The 16247-nt window shown below is 50.6% G+C and carries 10 protein-coding genes; 5 read left to right on the top strand and 5 right to left on the bottom strand.

Annotation, left to right across the window (positions count from 1 at the left end):
• Window positions 1-24: 24 nt before the first annotated feature.
• From BGX12_RS07740 to nrdR, 4 genes are all read left to right on the top strand, one after another.
• Window positions 25-705 (top strand): hypothetical protein, encoded by a 681-nt coding sequence (locus BGX12_RS07740; protein WP_146196289.1) that lies wholly within the window; start codon window positions 25-27, stop codon window positions 703-705.
• Between the two features lie 10 nt (window positions 706-715).
• Window positions 716-1528 (top strand): hypothetical protein, encoded by an 813-nt coding sequence (locus tag BGX12_RS07735; protein ID WP_143160210.1) that lies wholly within the window; start codon window positions 716-718, stop codon window positions 1526-1528.
• A gap of 181 nt (window positions 1529-1709) precedes the next feature.
• Complete coding sequence (locus tag BGX12_RS07730; RefSeq protein ID WP_109735509.1) at window positions 1710-3794, top strand: transketolase; 2085 nt, start codon at window positions 1710-1712, stop codon at window positions 3792-3794.
• 73 nt (window positions 3795-3867) lie between these two features.
• Window positions 3868-4311, top strand: a complete 444-nt coding sequence (gene nrdR, locus BGX12_RS07725) for a transcriptional regulator NrdR (RefSeq protein ID WP_109735508.1) — start codon at window positions 3868-3870, stop codon at window positions 4309-4311.
• 47 nt (window positions 4312-4358) lie between these two features.
• Here the strand turns inward: nrdR and BGX12_RS07720 are convergent, their stop codons facing one another.
• Window positions 4359-5087: a sigma-70 family RNA polymerase sigma factor gene (locus BGX12_RS07720; RefSeq protein WP_109735507.1), complete on the bottom strand. Its 729-nt coding sequence runs from the start codon at window positions 5085-5087 to the stop codon at window positions 4359-4361.
• 81 nt (window positions 5088-5168) lie between these two features.
• Between BGX12_RS07720 and BGX12_RS07715 the strand changes: the two genes are divergently transcribed.
• Complete coding sequence (locus tag BGX12_RS07715; protein WP_109735506.1) at window positions 5169-6122, top strand: class I SAM-dependent rRNA methyltransferase; 954 nt, start codon at window positions 5169-5171, stop codon at window positions 6120-6122.
• A gap of 16 nt (window positions 6123-6138) precedes the next feature.
• Here the strand turns inward: BGX12_RS07715 and BGX12_RS07710 are convergent, their stop codons facing one another.
• From BGX12_RS07710 to BGX12_RS07695, 4 genes are read right to left on the bottom strand one after another with little or no spacing between them, the layout of a single operon-like run.
• Window positions 6139-7614, bottom strand: coding sequence for a sigma-54-dependent Fis family transcriptional regulator (locus tag BGX12_RS07710; protein WP_109735505.1), 1476 nt, complete (start codon window positions 7612-7614; stop codon window positions 6139-6141).
• A gap of 24 nt (window positions 7615-7638) precedes the next feature.
• The gene (locus BGX12_RS07705; protein ID WP_109735504.1) at window positions 7639-8013 is read right to left on the bottom strand and encodes a response regulator transcription factor; all 375 of its coding nucleotides are present in this window, start codon (window positions 8011-8013) and stop codon (window positions 7639-7641) included.
• On the bottom strand, window positions 7998-10352 hold the full coding sequence (locus BGX12_RS07700) for an ATP-binding protein (protein ID WP_109735503.1): 2355 nt from the start codon (window positions 10350-10352) through the stop codon (window positions 7998-8000). Before BGX12_RS07700 ends, BGX12_RS07705 begins: the two co-directional genes overlap by 16 nt.
• Window positions 10353-10367: 15 nt before the next feature.
• Window positions 10368-16232: a glycoside hydrolase family 9 protein gene (locus BGX12_RS07695; RefSeq protein ID WP_109735502.1), complete on the bottom strand. Its 5865-nt coding sequence runs from the start codon at window positions 16230-16232 to the stop codon at window positions 10368-10370.
• Window positions 16233-16247: the final 15 nt, after the last annotated feature.

Genomic DNA, 16247 nt, shown 5'->3' with positions numbered 1-16247 from the left:
GGATGGTATTTCCTGAAGGTTAATGTGAAGCGTTTATTGTTTCTGCTGTTTCTGTTTTTTCTGCTTTTGACGGGATGTGCAAATCCTACGGAGTCCCGCATATATCATCCTCTGGATAAGCCGGAAAAAAGTAAGGCGGAAGTTGTCAAGTACGAGGGCGTTATTCCCAAGACCCAGTCTAGAGAGCTTGCTTATGAATCTCGGACGGAAACGGATACAACTTTATTTATGATAGACCGGTTCTGTTACGATCCCCAGAATGATTATATCGTTTTACCCAGCGCTCAGGGTTATTCGACAGATCGCTGGTTCTATGACGATTCTCTTAATAAAGGCCTATTTACAATTATCCCGAAAGATAGCATCACAATATGCAAGAAAGGTTTTAAGAATAACTCCTATTTAAGTAGGAACCATCCGTTGCATGGTATTGTTTGGGGGGCGTTGACGGGAGGAATCGTATTGGGTTTTTCGGGGCTTGCTGGTGGATGGATCGCCGCCTTCATGGCTCAGGACGGCGCTGTTTGGGGGCAGATGATTGCGCTTGGTGCAGCTATCGGAGCTGGAATTGGGGCGTCCATTGGACTGCTTGTGGACGGAGCGCCTAATATGGACAAGCCCGTAGAAGATGAAGCGTATCGGTGCGATGAGTATTTATCCGAGTCTGAATTGGTTGCTTTGTTGAACGACAACAAGTGTTATTAGGAGAGGGAACATGAAACATTTATGTTGCTGCTTGTTCCTTTTTCTTACTGTTTTCTCCTTCGCTGAAGATTCCTTGCCGGAACGGACTCTCGAGGGCTATCGTATTATACGCATTAGACCGGAAGAGACGAAAGCTTACAAGGATAGCGTTTATCATGCGCAACATTATGTGATGGATAGTGTTACCCACACGGAAATCACGGTAGAGGAAGCCAAGATGAGGGTGGTGCCTCTGGATTGGAATTTAGGACTTGGCATAACGCTGGGGTATATGGACTTAGCGAGTGCGGATTACGAAATTCAGGATTATAGGGAAAGAAGCGATACTACAGGGAAATTTAATGGGATCTCTTTTTCGGTAGGAATCGTTGCTCAAATTCCCATTGGGGTGTATAACGATGTCGCCTTACGGCTGGGAGTGTTGTATGAGTACTCGTTTTCGAAAAATTCAGAAAGCTTTTTAAGAAGAGAAAAGGATGAGCTTGTGGAGGAACGTCGAGATCTGGAACAGACTCGCTTGGCCATTCCGATGTTGCTAGCCTTCAAGGGCGCTCGGTGGAATGTAATGTTTGATGTAGGCGCTCAGGTAAACATTCCATTAACGGCTAGTTTAGGATCGGAAAATTTGATTAAAAAGAATCTTCGGTCATCTGTGGATTACGACCTTATTTTTGGTATGTGTGTTATTTTGGCGGATCATTTTAATCTGGACTTGAGATGGAACGTGCAGATGAGTGAGTCGTTTAACAAGGATTTTGCCGCGCATGTTTATAATTTTCATTCCGTTGGAATCGTCCTTGGGGTTTCCTACCTTCTTTTTTAGCCCATTGAATAGGTCTGCTGAAAACACGGAAACTGCACTGATGTTCAGTAAAAATACCCGTTTTTCATTGGAAAGTGCGTTTTTCTCCTTTTCGACTTGAGCGCCTAGTATAAAAAAGCTACATTTGGCACGGAATTTTTATAGGCGGCTCATCGCCTTATATCTAGAGAGAGGTAAAAAAGTGCAAGACGCGATCGTTACTAAAGCGGCCGACAACGTTCGAATTCTTTCCGCTGCCATGGTGCAGAAGGCTAAGTCCGGTCATCCGGGTGGAGCTATGGGTGCAGCAGACGCCATCACCCTGCTTTTCGCAGAATTCCTTCGTTTTGACCCTGAAAACCCCAACTGGGAAGCCCGTGACCGTTTCTTCATGGATCCGGGCCATATGTCTGCGCTTCTTTATTCCGAACTTGCCATCCAGGGCAAGCTCAACATGGAAGACCTGAAGAACTTCCGCCAGCTTAACAGCCGTACTCCGGGTCACCCCGAAGTGGACTTTGCTCTGGGCATCGAAAACTCCAGTGGTCCTCTGGGCATCGGTCATGCTGTAGCCCTGGGTAACGCCATTGCAGAACGCTTCATGGTGGAACGTTTCGGCGACATCCTGAACCACAAGGTGGTCTGCCTGGTTTCCGACGGCGGTCTCGAAGAAGAAATCGCCTACGGTGTGGGTCGCGTTGCTGGTCATCTCAAACTCTCTAACTTGATTTTCTTCTACGATGCAAACCAGGTCCAGCTGTCCTGCCGTTGCGAAGACGTGATGAGCCACGACTTCAAGAAGCAGTACGAAGCATGGGGCTTCCGTGTTATCGACGTGGCTGACGGTTCTGACATCGCCTCTCTCCGTGAAGCCTTCAAGGCTGCATGGGCAGAAACAGAAAAGCCCACTATCGTCATCGGTCATACCACCATGGCCAAGGGCGCCATCGCCGAAGACGGCAAGTCCTTCGAAGGCGCTGTCTCCACTCACGGTCAGCCGCTGAACGCAGCAGGCGCTTCTACCGATGCTACCGTCAAGAATCTCGGTGGCGATCCGGCTGATCCCTTCAAGATTTTCTCGGAAGTTGCAGAAGCTTTCGAAGCTCGCAAGGCCGAACTCCGCAAGGAAGTTGAAGCCTGGAAGAAGGCCAAGGCTGCCTGGGATGCTGCAAATCCCGAAAAGGCTGCAACCCTCAAGGATTGGCTCTCCGGCAACGCTCCGAAGATCGACCTCTCCGGTCTGGAACTGAAGGAAGGGGTTGCAACCCGCGTTACTTCCGGTACCATTCTCGGCCACCTTGCAGAAAACGTCAAGAACTGCATTTGCTCTTCTGCTGACCTTTCCAACTCCGATAACACCCAGGCCTTCCTCAACAAGACCGGCATCTTCCGTGCTAACGACTTCAAGGGCGGCTTTGTTCAGGTTGGCGTTGCAGAACTGACCATGGGTGCTATTTGCTGCGGTATCGCCCTTCACGGCGGTCTTTATCCGATTTGCGCAACCTTCTTCGTGTTCAGCGACTACATGAAGCCCATTCTCCGTATGGCTGCCCTCATGGGCCTGCCTGTGAAGTTCATGTACACTCACGACAGCTTCCGCGTTGGCGAAGACGGTCCGACCCACGAACCTATCGAACACGAAACCCAGATCCGTCTTCTGGAAGGTCTCAAGAAGACCCACGGCCCCAACAAGGGCAAGTCCGAAATGCTGGTGCTCCGCCCGGCCGACGCCTTCGAAACTGTGGCTGCCTGGGAAATGGCTTTCGAAAATAACGACAGCCCCACCACCATTATCCTGACCCGCCAGAACGTGAAGACACTCCCCGGCGACCGCAAGGCAGAAGCTGCCAAGTGCCGTAAGGGTGCCTACGTCGTCAGCGACAACTGCGGTTCCGACCGTCCGGATCTCACTTTCGTTTCCAACGGTTCCGACGTTCTCTTGACTCACGACGCTGCAGAAGTTCTCCGCGCAGAAGGCCTCAAGGTCCGCGTGGTTTCCATGATTAGCCCGGCCCTCTTCATGAGCCAGAGCAAGGAATACCGCGATTCTATCATCACTCCTTGGACTCCGGTGTTTGCAAAGTCCAGCGGCCTCCCGCTCTTGTTCGCCCAGGTTGTGGGTGGCTTCGGCAAGGTTTCCGGTCTGGAACGCTTCGGCGCTTCCGCTCCGGCAGGTGTGCTTGAAAAGGAATTCGGTTACACTCCGGAAGCTGTTGTGGCAGCCGCTAAGGAATACCTGGCTGAATACAAGGCAAACATCGAGGACTTCAAGAAGAATAACGCATAGTAGACAGTAGACGGTAGGAAGTAGACAGAATGCATCTCACTTCCTACTTCCTACTTCCTACTTCCTACTAATTATGATTTGTCCGTTTTGCAAGAAAGATAACGACAAGGTAGTCGATAGCCGCGCTATCGGTTCCTACATTAGGCGCCGTCGCGAATGCGTGGAGTGCGGTCGTCGTTTTTCAACCCGCGAGTACGTGGAACTTCAGCCCCTGACCGTTATTAAGCGCAATGGGGAACATGAGCCTTTTCAGCGCGAAAAGTTGCTTCGCGGTGTCATCAACTCCTGCAAGAAACGTCCCGTTTCCGTTGCAGATATGGAACAGCTGGCCGTCAATGTGGAAAACGCCTTGACGGTTACTGAAAACTTTGAAGTGTCCTACGATCAAATCGGCAATCTGGTCATGCAGGAACTGAAAAAGCTGGACGCTGTGGCTTACGTCCGATTCGCTTCCATTTACCGCGAATTCAAGGAAGTGGACGAATTTGTGAACCAGATCAAGATCATGGAAAAATAAAGCTGAGCATCAGCATGACGAAAAGAGGAGCCGTAAGGCTCCTTTTTTTATCCTAGTTCAGCGGTAAGGTAGCCATCGTGATTCATGTTGCGGATCCGGGTCAATGCCTGGTCCCTTAGTTGGCGGATTCTTTCCCGGGACACTTTTAGGATTTTGCTTTCCTCCCGGACGCTTCGGGCGTAATCCGATCCGATTCCATTCAGGTCCTTGGTGACCATTTGTTCCTTGAGCGGTAGTTTATTTAGAATCTTGTTTAAAAACTTGCTCTTGAGTTCCTGCTCCATTCCTTGGTCTACAGGAGTACTCCTGGTGTCCCGAATGATTTCGTCCAGGGGGAAGGAAGGGCGACTCATGACGGTGTCCAGAAGCTTCATTTCTGGATTAAGTTCCGCTCCGCAGCGGCATTCTTTTTTTGCTTTTTTCAGGAGTAGTTGCTGGTTGAGGGGAATGCGAATGAGGTTTCCCTTCTCGCTGATGGCGCGGGTGATGCTGGCCTTGATCCACCAGACTGCATAGGTGATAAAGCGGACTCCTCTGCTGGGGTCGTAGTAGTCAATGGAATTCCACAGTCCGATGGCGCCTTCATTGATCAGCTCCTCCAGGGAGAGGGTCTGGTTGCTGTAGTTGTGTGCTACCTGGATGACGAAGCGCATGTTGGATCGAAGGATTTTTTCCTTGGCTGCGTGATTGCCTTTCTTGGCCAGATGGAAAAGAATTTCTTCTTCTTCGCGGGTGAGGAGACGGTCGGACTTGAACTTTTCTTTGATCCTCTTCATGATAGATTCCTTTTGGAAAGAGGTTTACCTCTTAATACGGACTTTGTTGAAGTTTCGCTCCACATTTTTTATTTTTGTTTTATGGCCGACTTAAAGAACCTCCTGCAGCAAGCCCACGAAAAGCGTGAACCTCTTTTTGAAATCACGAATGCCTATCGTGTGGTGAACGGCGCTGCTGATGGTTTTCCCGGCCTTACCTTGGACCGCTTTGGCGACCGCTACCAGATCCAGTATTTCGGCCACGAACTTCTCCGTCAGAAATCCGCTGTTGTAGCTGCCGTAGGTGAAGTTTTCTCTCCGGCTTGCCTGGTGGTGAAGGAACGTCTTTCCAGTTCCGGAAAGTCCCTGGAAAACGCGCCTATGGAAGTTCTGATCGGCAGTGAGGCGGACTCCACGGGAACAGTCTTTGAAGGACCCGCCAAATTCAATATTGACCTGCTGGATACGGTGAATCCGGGCCTGTTCCTGGATATGCGAGCCATCCGCTTGGAAGTGGGGACTCGTTGCGAAGGCAAGCGTTTCCTGAACTTGTTCAGTTACACTTGCTCCTTCTCGGTTCATGCCCGCCTGGGCGGTGCCGTACAGGCAACTAACGCAGACATTAGCGGAAAGATTCTGGACAAGGGCCGTGCGAATTTCGCATTGAACCATCTGGATTTACGCCCGGGTGAATTCTTCAAGGGAAACGCCGTGGAGTATGTCCATTGGGCCCAGAAGAAAGGCCTGAAGTTTGATGGTATCGTCCTGGATCCCCCAAGCTTCGCTCGCTTTAAGGGAACCAACTTCAACGTTCGTGAACACCTGATGCCGTTGGTTTCAGACTGTGCCACGCTCCTGAATCAGGGCGGCTTCTTTATGGTCAGTTCCAACTATAGCGAATTTGAGTTGAATCGCTTTGCACGTAGTGTCCGTGATGCCGTGGGCGCGGTTCATCCCGATGCAAAAACATCCTGGAAGAAATCCCAGGATATTGACTTTGTTGCCAGCGGAAGCTCTAAGGATTCCTGCCTGGTGGCAACCCTTGTGGAAGTCTAGGGCCGACGGCGTCTAGTTAGTCTTCCCCTTCCATTTCGATTTTCAGTTCCTTCAGCTTGCGCCAGAGAGTGGCTCGGCTAATGCCCAGCTTTTCGCAGACCTTGGTCTTGTTGTTGTTGCAGATGCTGAGGGCATGCAGAATGTGACGGCGTTCCATTTCTTCCAGGGAAAGAATGTCGTCGTCTGTAGAAGCGGTAACTGCAGGTGCTGCCGTAGTCGCTGCTGCCGGCTTGGAAAACTCGATGACGCAAGGTTCCGCAGACGCTGCAGATTCCGTTACATCGACGCTGGCTGCCTTGGAACTGGGGGTGTGGCAGATGGCCATGGTCTTTTCCTTGGCTTCCTGCTGGACGTTCTCCGGTAGGTCTTCCAGGCGGATAATACCGTTTTCGGAAAGCACGATGGCATGCTCGATAATATTTTCCAGTTCGCGGATGTTGCCGGGGTAGGGATACTTGGTCAGGGCATAAAGCGCTGCCGGTTCCAGGTCCACAATGTCCTTGCCTTGGGATTCCTTATTCTTGAGAATGAAGTACTTGATCAGGTTGGGAAGTGCGGGCTTGCGTTCACGGAGGGGCGGCAACTGCAGGTGGAATGTGTTCAGGCGGTAGTACAAGTCCTCGCGGAAGTTCCCGCTGACCATTCGTTCCTGAAGGTTTCTGTTGGTGGCTGCAATAATGCGTACGTCCAAATAACGGGGCTCCGTTTCGCCCACTCTGCGGATCTCGTGACTCTGCAGGAAGCGCAGCAGCTTGACCTGGGTTGCGGGGGAGAGTTCGCCCACTTCGTCCAGGAAAAGGGTTCCGCCATTGGCGGATTCAAAAAGACCTTTCTTGTCGCCCGTAGAACCGGTATAGGCGCCCTTCTTGCTACCGAACAATTCGCTTTCCACCAGGTTTTCCGGAATGGCCCCGCAGTTCACTGCGACGAATGGCTCGCCTGCGCGCTTGCTGTAGCGGTGGACCACATTTGCCAGGAATTCCTTGCCGGAACCGGATTCGCCCGTAATGAGTACGGTACTGTTGGTGGGGGCAATCTTGTAGACGGTCTTGAGAATCTTGCGCATCTCCGGAGTGTTGCCCAACAGGCTGTCCAGCACCTGGGATTCCATGAGCTGGTTGTTGGACTTGTTGTGGAGTTGCGCCTGGATTTTCTGGGCGGTGCTCTCCAACTGGGAGATGGTAATGGGCTTCTTTAAGAAACTGTTGGCGCCGCGGGTAATGGCACTGGCGGCACCCTGCCAGTTTCGGTCATCGCAAAGAACAAAAATTTCGATCCCCGGATGATGCTCCTTCAAAAAGCTCACCATGTCGATGTTTTCCTGCATGAGGAAAGGAACCTCGACAAAGGCGAGGTCCAGGGAGGTCTTTTTGACAAGCGTTAGGAGATCCCGTTCTTCATGACAGCACAACAACTCCGTGTCCCCGACGGACCAAGAGCGCTGGATGTCGCTGAGGAACTTCTGATCCTGATCAGCGATAAGAATGTTCATTGTTCGAACGATTGAAACAACCTATTAGGCGTGCTTCTGGATAATTTCTTCAACCTTGGCGCGGAGACCCTGCAGGTCCACCGGCTTGTTGAATACGGCTGCTACGTCGAAGTGTTCTGCAGTGACCAGGTAGTCGTCTGCAGCGGTACGGCCACCACCGCTCACTGCGATGGTACGGTCGATCATGTTCATGCGACGCAGGTCCAAAATAACTTCAAAGCCATCTCCATCCGGCATGATGATGTCGGTAATGACTACATCATACTTCTTGTTCTGATACATGGTACGAGCGGACTTTCCACTGCTGGCGGTTTCAACTTCGTAACCCTTGATTTCAAGGGCGGATTTCAGCATCAGGTTAAACTGTTCGTCGTCGTCAATAATCAGGATTGTGGACATGAGTCCTCCTTATTTTCATTTACCAATGGCCAATACAGATTAAATGTAGTTCCTTTTCCCAATGTGGTCTGCACTGTAAAGTAGGCATTGCCCTCTTTTAGCAGTCTTAATGCGGAAGAGAGGCCTAAACCAAGGCCTTCGCCCGGTGCTTTTGTGGTGAAAAAGGGTGCAAAGATGCGTTCCAGGGTGCCAGAGTCCATTCCGGTGCCTGTGTCGGCGACGGAAATCCTGGCGTATGTTCCTGGAGGAATCGGGGGGACATAAGGTACCACCAACTGTTCCTTAAGCTCGGTGGAATCCAACTTGAAGGTAAGGCTTCCTCCCTTTTCCTTCATGGCAAAGATGGCGTTGTTTGCCAGGTTGCTGATGACACGGTCCAGTGAGGCTACGATACCGCTAATCTTCAAGGATCGATCCAGCTCTTCACTGTGGACTGTAATGGTGGGCGGCAAGGTGAGGGAAATCTTCTTCACCACGTCTTCGATAATCATGTAGGGAGCAAATACGATTGCGGGTGTTGCAGAACTTGCCTTGCCACGGATCGTATCCAGCAGTTCGTTCAGGGAGGTCTTGCCGCGTTCTGCAGCCTTCAATGCTTCGGAAATGAACATGTAGGCCTGATGGTCCTTGGGGAGCATTTCCTGGGCCAGCTGGCAGAATCCGATCTGGGAGCCGAGAATATTGTTGTAGTCGTGAGCGAAGGCTCCGCACATGGTGCCCAGTTCTTCAAGACGGCTATGGATGAACTTCTGCTCGCGCAGCATATTTCGCTCCTGTTCCAGCCTTCGCTGCTTTGTCATGTCCACCATGATGCAGAGTGTCTTGAAAGGAGGCTTTCCCTGCACAATGGGAATATACATGATGTCGAATGTGGAAACCGGTTCCCCGTCCTTTGTTAGTTTGTTCGCTTCGTCCAGGGAGATCTCGGTGCCGTCCTTGTCTTCGTAGGAAGTGTACGTCCCGACTTCACCGGTTTCGCGGGCGGTGGACTCGTAAATGGAAACTTTGTCCGGAGGATCGATGATTCCTTCCAGAGATCCCTGCCTGTCCAGATCCTGCTGGTTCTGCTTCTGGTACACGCCCTTTTCGCTCTTGTACCAAACTCTAAAGGGAAGTGCGTTAATCAAGGTGTTCAGAACGTTTTCCTTTTCGGCCTTAATGCTGGCTTCCTTATTCAGACGGTCCTGGTAACGAACTAGATCATGGGTGTACTCCACGTACTGTGCGTTCAGTGTTTTTAGGTTCTGCTGGAGCAGCATGGTCTTGGAAAGGTCCGTAAAGTAGGCGATGTTGATCACCGTGGTCAGTGTCTGCCTACTCTTGAAGAAATGAATCTTGAAGGAGTGGGGTTCGCCATTGATGTTCATCTTGATGTTGTTGTAGACCACTTCGCGGAAAAAGTCCAGGTTGGGAGGGAATAAGCTTCGGATGGATTTTCCTCGGATATCTTCGGCTTTCAATCCCAGCAACTTGCAGGCTCCCCCGTTTACGAAATCGATCTTTCCAAAATCATCAAAGTAGATGATTCCTTCCTCCATCTTGCTGATCAGCTTGCTCAGGAACCAGGAGGCCCCCTTGTTCTTCATGGAGGTGGAGGTGTAGTATTGTCCGCTCATAATGGTGATCATGACGGTAAAGTACTGGTGCCAAATCATATACTGGTTGAGTGTAAGTCCCGAACGGTTACCGATGAAAATAGGGATGATGAAGTCAAAGAAAAATGCGGTTGCAACCACAAAGGAAAATACAGCGGCCATATGGATGGAGGTGCTGTTGAATGAACTGCGTGTGCTGTTCATTGCCTGTTTCAACAGTAAGAAACTTGCTCCTATGAGAAACGGCGATACAAATATCAGGAACAGACATGCAAAGCTGATGGCAATGGGCTGCTCGGCAAAGGGCGTGAAACCACCAATGGAAATGCTTGTGATGGCGTTTGGGGCGATGATCAGCAGTGTGTTCAGGGATATGGCCGCAATGATTGCAATAATCCTGACACTATCAAAGGAAGTCGTCTTTTTCTGGAGAGCGAGAAGGTCTCCCATACGGATTGCCTGGATACCTAGCTGGACCCAGGCAATGGACTGAATTCCGAAAACTATCTGACGACCGATATATTGATCGGAACCGATTTCCATGAAACCGCTAAAGAACGTGTTTCCGACAAAGCTACAGATACTCCATACGGCACAGATGAAGACGAATCTCGATAAAATAGAGGGCGTGTGCTTAACTTCGATCTTCTTTTTCATCAGCATGGGGAACGCTATTACGGTAAATAGCGTTAGAAGCGTGATGAACTGAAGGTAGAGAGAATCGGAGTATAAGCACTCTGCCATGAAAGGAGTTCCCTCTTACTTGATTCTCTTGATACCGAAGGTTTCCGTCTTTTCGTAACTATTGGTAGTTTCGAATCGTTTGATTGTTGCCGCATCCTTATTCTTGTTGGGGATGAACTTGCAATCAAATTCTGCCTTGTAGACGTAAGCGCCTGTACCTGCGGCACGACCAGATTCCGTCTGGATACCGGTTTCTGGCATATTGGCCCATTCTGCAAAGAATATGACCTTGCCTGCAGAGGAGAAGTGCTGGTTGGGAAGTACCTTGAAGGTGCCAGCAAGACGATTTACGTAGCTACCCAGGTTCGTGTAGATGGGAATATTGTAGTGAACCTTCAGGGTGTCCCAGGCGGCTTCTTCGGAAGAAGGTGCTCCGCGAGGTACGTTCAACTCGATTTTCCATACGGCACCACTTAACGCTGCAGAATCGAGGACGGTGGGAACAGCCTTGCCGCCTACAATAAGATCTAGCTTCTTGGTGGTGGGGTTCATTACGTAGTAGCGGATATTCTTGTCGCCCATCTGTGCGGAAAGCTGGGTGTTGCCAGAGCTTACCAGGTGCTGAGCCATCTTTACGTTGAACTTGATTCTAGGCTTTCCTACTCCGGAAATGGGAACCCAGGGACTATTGAGGGAGGGGAGATTTCCCTTCATGTCGATGATAGCGCTCATTTCCTTGGGCTGCAGACGAACGTAGTCTCCGTCGTTTACGGAAAGCGGGCTTTCCTTATCGTAGCCAACAGTCATGATAGAACTTCTAGACGGTGTATTCGCTGTTGCAAGATCCGATTCGAAGATAGTGGTATCGTGACCATCCTGCTTTTGACGGTAAAGTACCAGGGAAGCGTCCCGGTTGTTGCAGGGTTCACTCAAGCTAATCAGCAAGAACTGGAGGTTGCTGGAATTGTTATTGCTCATGACCGCGGAAGTAATGACCGGGCCCACCATGTCTTCAGCAAGGGTGCTGGAAGTGGTGTAGGAGGCTCCGGAACCAAGATGCTCGGTAACGAGACCTGCGCCTTCGATTTCTATACCCTTGACTGTCCCGCTGTGCTTGCCGCTGGTGTTACCCAGGGCAAAGGGCGTTTTCAAGTTAATGACAGCTGTCATTCCGTCCGGGGCGATTATTGCGTCTGTGCCAGGAATCCTGATGGATTCTTCCTCGGAGAGACCGAAGTCAATGGATATGCTATCCGGTATATGTCTTGTGTCCATAGGACGGGCAAATTCAACTTCCACATGTTCTGCAAGGCCGTCTTCATCGTTATCGGAGATGAAGGCGTAGATCATGGGAATCGGAATTAGCTTCAGGGTGATCGGTAGCTTGGGCTGGCCGCAAAGTGCAGCGATTCCGTTACCGTTCTTGTCCTGGATTGTGCTTGTGCTCAGTAACTGGGCGAACATGCCTTCTTTTACCAGGGATCCTCCACCTGCATCAAAGGCGATTTCGTATTCCCAAATATTCAGAGCCGGGTTGTATTCCTTTGCTTCAATGATCACGGGGGTGGCGCCTGCGGTAATCTGATCGCCTGCGAATAGCTGTACGGGCCATTCAATTCCCGGATCGGCAATGGGCTCGCTGAACTGGAAGTAGACATGGTCTGTTGTTGCGGTGTCCAGTCGTTCCAGGACAGATACGGAAAGCAGTGTCGGTGCGATGCCGTCCTTGTAGAATGTGGACTCGGTCCTGATGGTTCCCTTGTCGTTAGTCACGAGGGCTACGTAGCCGGAGGGATTGGTATTGACGGACGTGTCCTGAATGTCCAGGGCGATCACCATGTTCAAGCCATCCTTACTGATAACGTTGGTGGCGGTCAAGGTGTCATTGTTGTAGACGTACTTGATGGACTTGAAGGTCTGTCCTTCTGTATAGTCGTTGAACAGGACGATATTCATGGCATCCGGTTTGTTGTCACAATCCGTATCCACCATCACTGCTGTTTCAATTAGAGGCCATGGGGGAAGATCTGCCACGGAAAGATGTGCCGTGGAACTTGCATAGACTACCTTGGACGTGTTGGGACCTAGAACGGTCAGGTTGGTTTCCAGAACCTGATCTGCCTTCACGTAAAAGACTGCTTCGCCATTGACCACGTCCACCTTGAAGTCTTCCGCGGTGGAAATGGTTGCTTCCGCAGAGGCGTAGAACTTTGCAAGACCCGCTTCGGAACCGAGAATGATGGTAATGCGCTCGTTGGTAATGGGGGTGTGGGCGCTGTCCAAAAGCTTGACATGGACCTCTGTGGGGGAACCCAGAATGTAGGCCCTGACCGTATCTACCGTAAAGACAAGGTAACGCTGTTCTGGAGGTACGGTAATGGTGTCGATCTCCACGTTGCTGCGAACAACAGCGCAGGCGCAATCGTAGCTTCCGTTGAGGTTTGCGGCGTGGTTATGCCAGCTTACAAATTCCATGTAGTTGTTGGAATAGCCCAAAGTGGTATCCATTCTGAACAACAGGGAGTCCTTGCGGTTGCTGGACAGGTACATGGTGTTACCCATACGGGAGTTGCCGTTCATTTCGAAGTCGTCCAGCATACCGGTGGGGGATACGGCAGATGTTGCAATATAGGAAGTCTGGTATTCTTCTTTTTCCACGGAGGAAACCGGTGAAACAAAGGGACTTTCAAATGCAAGATTGACAACGCGGTGGACCTGAGGACCGTTTTCCGGAGTATAGTCGGGGCCGTAACCGTAGATGTGTCTTCCGTGATAGTATACGGTAACGTAGGGGTCGCGAGTGAATGCAACTTCCTTGACTCCGTTGACGGTTTCCAGGAAGGTTGTTTCCGATCCCGTGTAGTAGGGACCCTTAGTCAGGTCAATACCATTGAACTGTACAGGATCGTCTTCGCTGGTATGGGCTCGCAGAGACCAGGAACCTACAAGTTCTCCGAAGTTTGTTGTCTTGTTGTTGGGGTTGTAGTCATGGAGCAGAACCTGGAATACCAGACGACCGGAAACTTCCAGGACACCATTGGCCTTGATGGGTAAATAGTACCCGCCAAATCCATCGGGCTGAGCCGTACCAAAATCAATGGAGATGGGAGGCCCGGCAAGACCGCTACCGCCAAAGTTCTGTTTGATATTGCACAATGCTGAAAGGTTGGGATTGTTCAGGTACAGACGAAGTTCGAAGTCTTCAAAGGGAATGGTATCGTTGTTGGTAATGTTGATGATAAATTGCTTACAATCCTTCCAGTCGGAACAGACTGCATTGTCCTGGTAAGAGCTGGGCTTAATGGAAATGTCCAGGTTGGCGTAGGTAGAGTAGGCGTCCGTGGTGAAGGAGTAACCCTTACCACCGTTGTCGTCGGTCGTTGCGCCGGAAGAAACGTTGAAGTAGTAAGTGGTACCGGGCTTCAGGTTGGTGAGCGTTGCCTGATGGAACAGAACTGCGCCGCCTTCTGCCGCCTGGGCCTCATTAAGAGCGGTCATGGACGTACCGTAGTTTACGATGCCGTTCATACGGTCGCCACTCCACCAGAAAATCTTTGCACTACGGTTGTCCACCTGGCAGATGGTAACACCGCTAATGGTGGTGGTGGAAGGGGTCATGGTAAACTGATACCACTGACCATGATTGTCGTCCGTAGAAATATTGCGTTTGGTGTCCATGCCTTCCAGGAAGAAGTAATAGGTTTCTCCCATCACAAGGCCTTCAAGAGTCACTGCACCGCCTTTGCTTGCTGTGGTCTGCTGGACTGATTTTGCGCCGGATGCAGAAGGTGTGGTGTTGTAGAATACGGTTACCAGCGCAACTTCATTGGCATCCCAGCTAACGATAGCGGAAGTTTCCGTAATGGGGGTTCCTGCGATGTTACTGAATAGAGGTCCTTCGGCATCGATGGGAAGTGTTGCTGCCAAACTCTGGGCCGGCATCAAGAGCTGGACGGAGAAGTCAATACAGGTTTCCGTGGCGGTATAATCTTTCCAGTCTTCCAGCAAGGTTCTAGTGGGGGCTGCACCTCCCATCAAGGCTCCTCGGGGGCAACGGTATTCGTAAGGCATGCCACCTGCATTATAACCATCGGGGTTTGCAGTACGGTTATGGGGGTGATTCTGGTTCTTGTCGCCAGCACCCATAATGAAGGAAATATCCCAGGGGTTTGCGCCCAGGTTGTAGTAGATGTTGTCTAGAGCCAGGTTCAGGTAGGCTTCATGTTCTGCGCCTGTGGTGATTTCAGAAAGCATGAAGATTGCGTTTGCGGCACCCATGTTATAACGGTTGAAACCCCAGTCGCTGGATGTCCAGACAAGATTGTAGGGAGGAACTGCCTTGACGCTACCGAATCGATTTTCATAGATCTTATTGGAACCTTGGGACCCGTCATCGGTCAAACGACGCAGTGAGTTGGTGGCGCGCTGGAGCAAAGTATCTCTTTCCAGTTCGCCTACATTGTAGCTCAGGGCCACTTCCTTGTTTTCGAGAATAAGCTTGACGAAGGAAAACAGCACATAGGCATGAACATTTTCATAGTCGGTCATCCAGCCGCCGGGATAGAAACCGCTAATCTGGCCTAGGTACCCGCCTCTAAAGTACGGACCTGCATCATTGGGTTCGTTGTTGAATCTGTAGTTGTCCGGATTGTCATGAATTTTCGTGTTCTTGTAAAGATCGTACTGATATATGGTATCCTTGGTGGCGTACCACAATGCCAATGCGGCTGCTGCAGCATCGTCATTCATGTTGGAGGGGTTACTACCACCGGGATAGAGATCGCTGGGGATTGTGGACTTGGTTAAACCATATTGTCCTGCGGTGGTATGGGGGAAAGTGACGTTTGTGTAGATGTCTCTTGCTGCTTCCAGAAGGGAGTCTGCATAAACGGGGTCATAAGGTTCCCAACCTGCGGCGAAGTAGGCCAGGGCAGCGGCAAATGCGCCAGAGTAAGTTCCCACTTCAGCAGTCACATCGCGATCGGGACCGCCCTTTGTGTATGCCTGGGCATCCTGCTTTTCGGGAACGTCCCAAAATTGATGGTCCAGTTCACTACCCACCGTGTGGTACATATCGTTCTTGGCAATGAGACCATCTGCCTTGGATGCCTTGTAAAGCTTAAAGATATAGTCTGCGCCGACCTTTGCTTCGTAAAGGATATCAGGAATACCATCCGTAATGGTGGTATCTGCGTAGGAATTGCCATAGCGGTCTTCCGCCTTGTCCTTATAGACGAGGTAGGTGGTTGCTAGTGCATAGGCTGTGTAGCCGATGGTTTCGGAAGGCTTGAAATGGTCACCACAGTCGTGCCAGCCACCGGTCAAGTCGTGACCTATGGCAGAACCATCCTTCAAGTGGCAAGCAGCGTGCATGTGGGACTTGGTATTGCCACAGCGCTGGATGCCGAAGAACTTCAAGGAGTTTTCAAGAATGGCGTTGAAGATGGAGGGATGCACATAGAAGGTGGCGGAGGTGTCGTTACCAACTACGATGTAATATTCACCCATGGTGGTAAGACCGGTAAAGTCTGCCTTGTATAGCGCTTCCGTTGCTGTAGTGAGGGAATCATTTTTCCCGAATTCGTAAAGAACGTCAAGAGAGTTGAATGATCCATTTACCCAGATGTTTGGCTTTGGGGCGTTTGCATCCAGCAAGGTCAGGTTTGTGTTCCCGGCATCCACTTGCTTGCCTGTGTTGGCGTCAATCACCTTGAATGTCTTGACGGAGGGATCAGCCACGTAAGCGTACTTGTGGTCCTGTGGCCTAAATCCGCTTTGATTCACTCGAATAGGACGCCTATTATAGACGTTCAATGAATCCAAATAGCGTCGCTCGCTGACCTTGTCGGTGCGGTCGATGTTTGGAAAATCGTCTGCAGCGGTTGCTGCAGTGACGATGGTCATGCCTAAAAAAAGTGCTGTCTTAATCAGTTTCATCATAGGGATTTTTAGAAT

This window comes from Fibrobacter sp. UWR4, assembly GCF_003149045.1.
In the GTDB taxonomy this organism is placed as follows: domain Bacteria; phylum Fibrobacterota; class Fibrobacteria; order Fibrobacterales; family Fibrobacteraceae; genus Fibrobacter.
This window is presented reverse-complemented; position numbering and strand designations above follow the sequence as displayed.

Bases quoted from the DNA above. Each gene is read 5' to 3' on its own strand.
- BGX12_RS07705 (WP_109735504.1), bottom strand. From the start codon at position 8,013: ATGTCCACAATCCTGATTATTGACGACGACGAACAGTTTAACCTGATG.
- BGX12_RS07700 (WP_109735503.1), bottom strand. From the start codon at position 10,352: ATGGCAGAGTGCTTATACTCCGATTCTCTCTACCTTCAGTTCATCACG.
- BGX12_RS07695 (WP_109735502.1), bottom strand. From the start codon at position 16,232: ATGATGAAACTGATTAAGACAGCACTTTTTTTAGGCATGACCATCGTC.
- BGX12_RS07715 (WP_109735506.1), top strand. From the start codon at position 5,169: ATGGCCGACTTAAAGAACCTCCTGCAGCAAGCCCACGAAAAGCGTGAA.
- BGX12_RS07710 (WP_109735505.1), bottom strand. From the start codon at position 7,614: ATGAACATTCTTATCGCTGATCAGGATCAGAAGTTCCTCAGCGACATC.
- BGX12_RS07720 (WP_109735507.1), bottom strand. From the start codon at position 5,087: ATGAAGAGGATCAAAGAAAAGTTCAAGTCCGACCGTCTCCTCACCCGC.
- BGX12_RS07735 (WP_143160210.1), top strand. From the start codon at position 716: ATGAAACATTTATGTTGCTGCTTGTTCCTTTTTCTTACTGTTTTCTCC.
- nrdR (WP_109735508.1), top strand. From the start codon at position 3,868: ATGATTTGTCCGTTTTGCAAGAAAGATAACGACAAGGTAGTCGATAGC.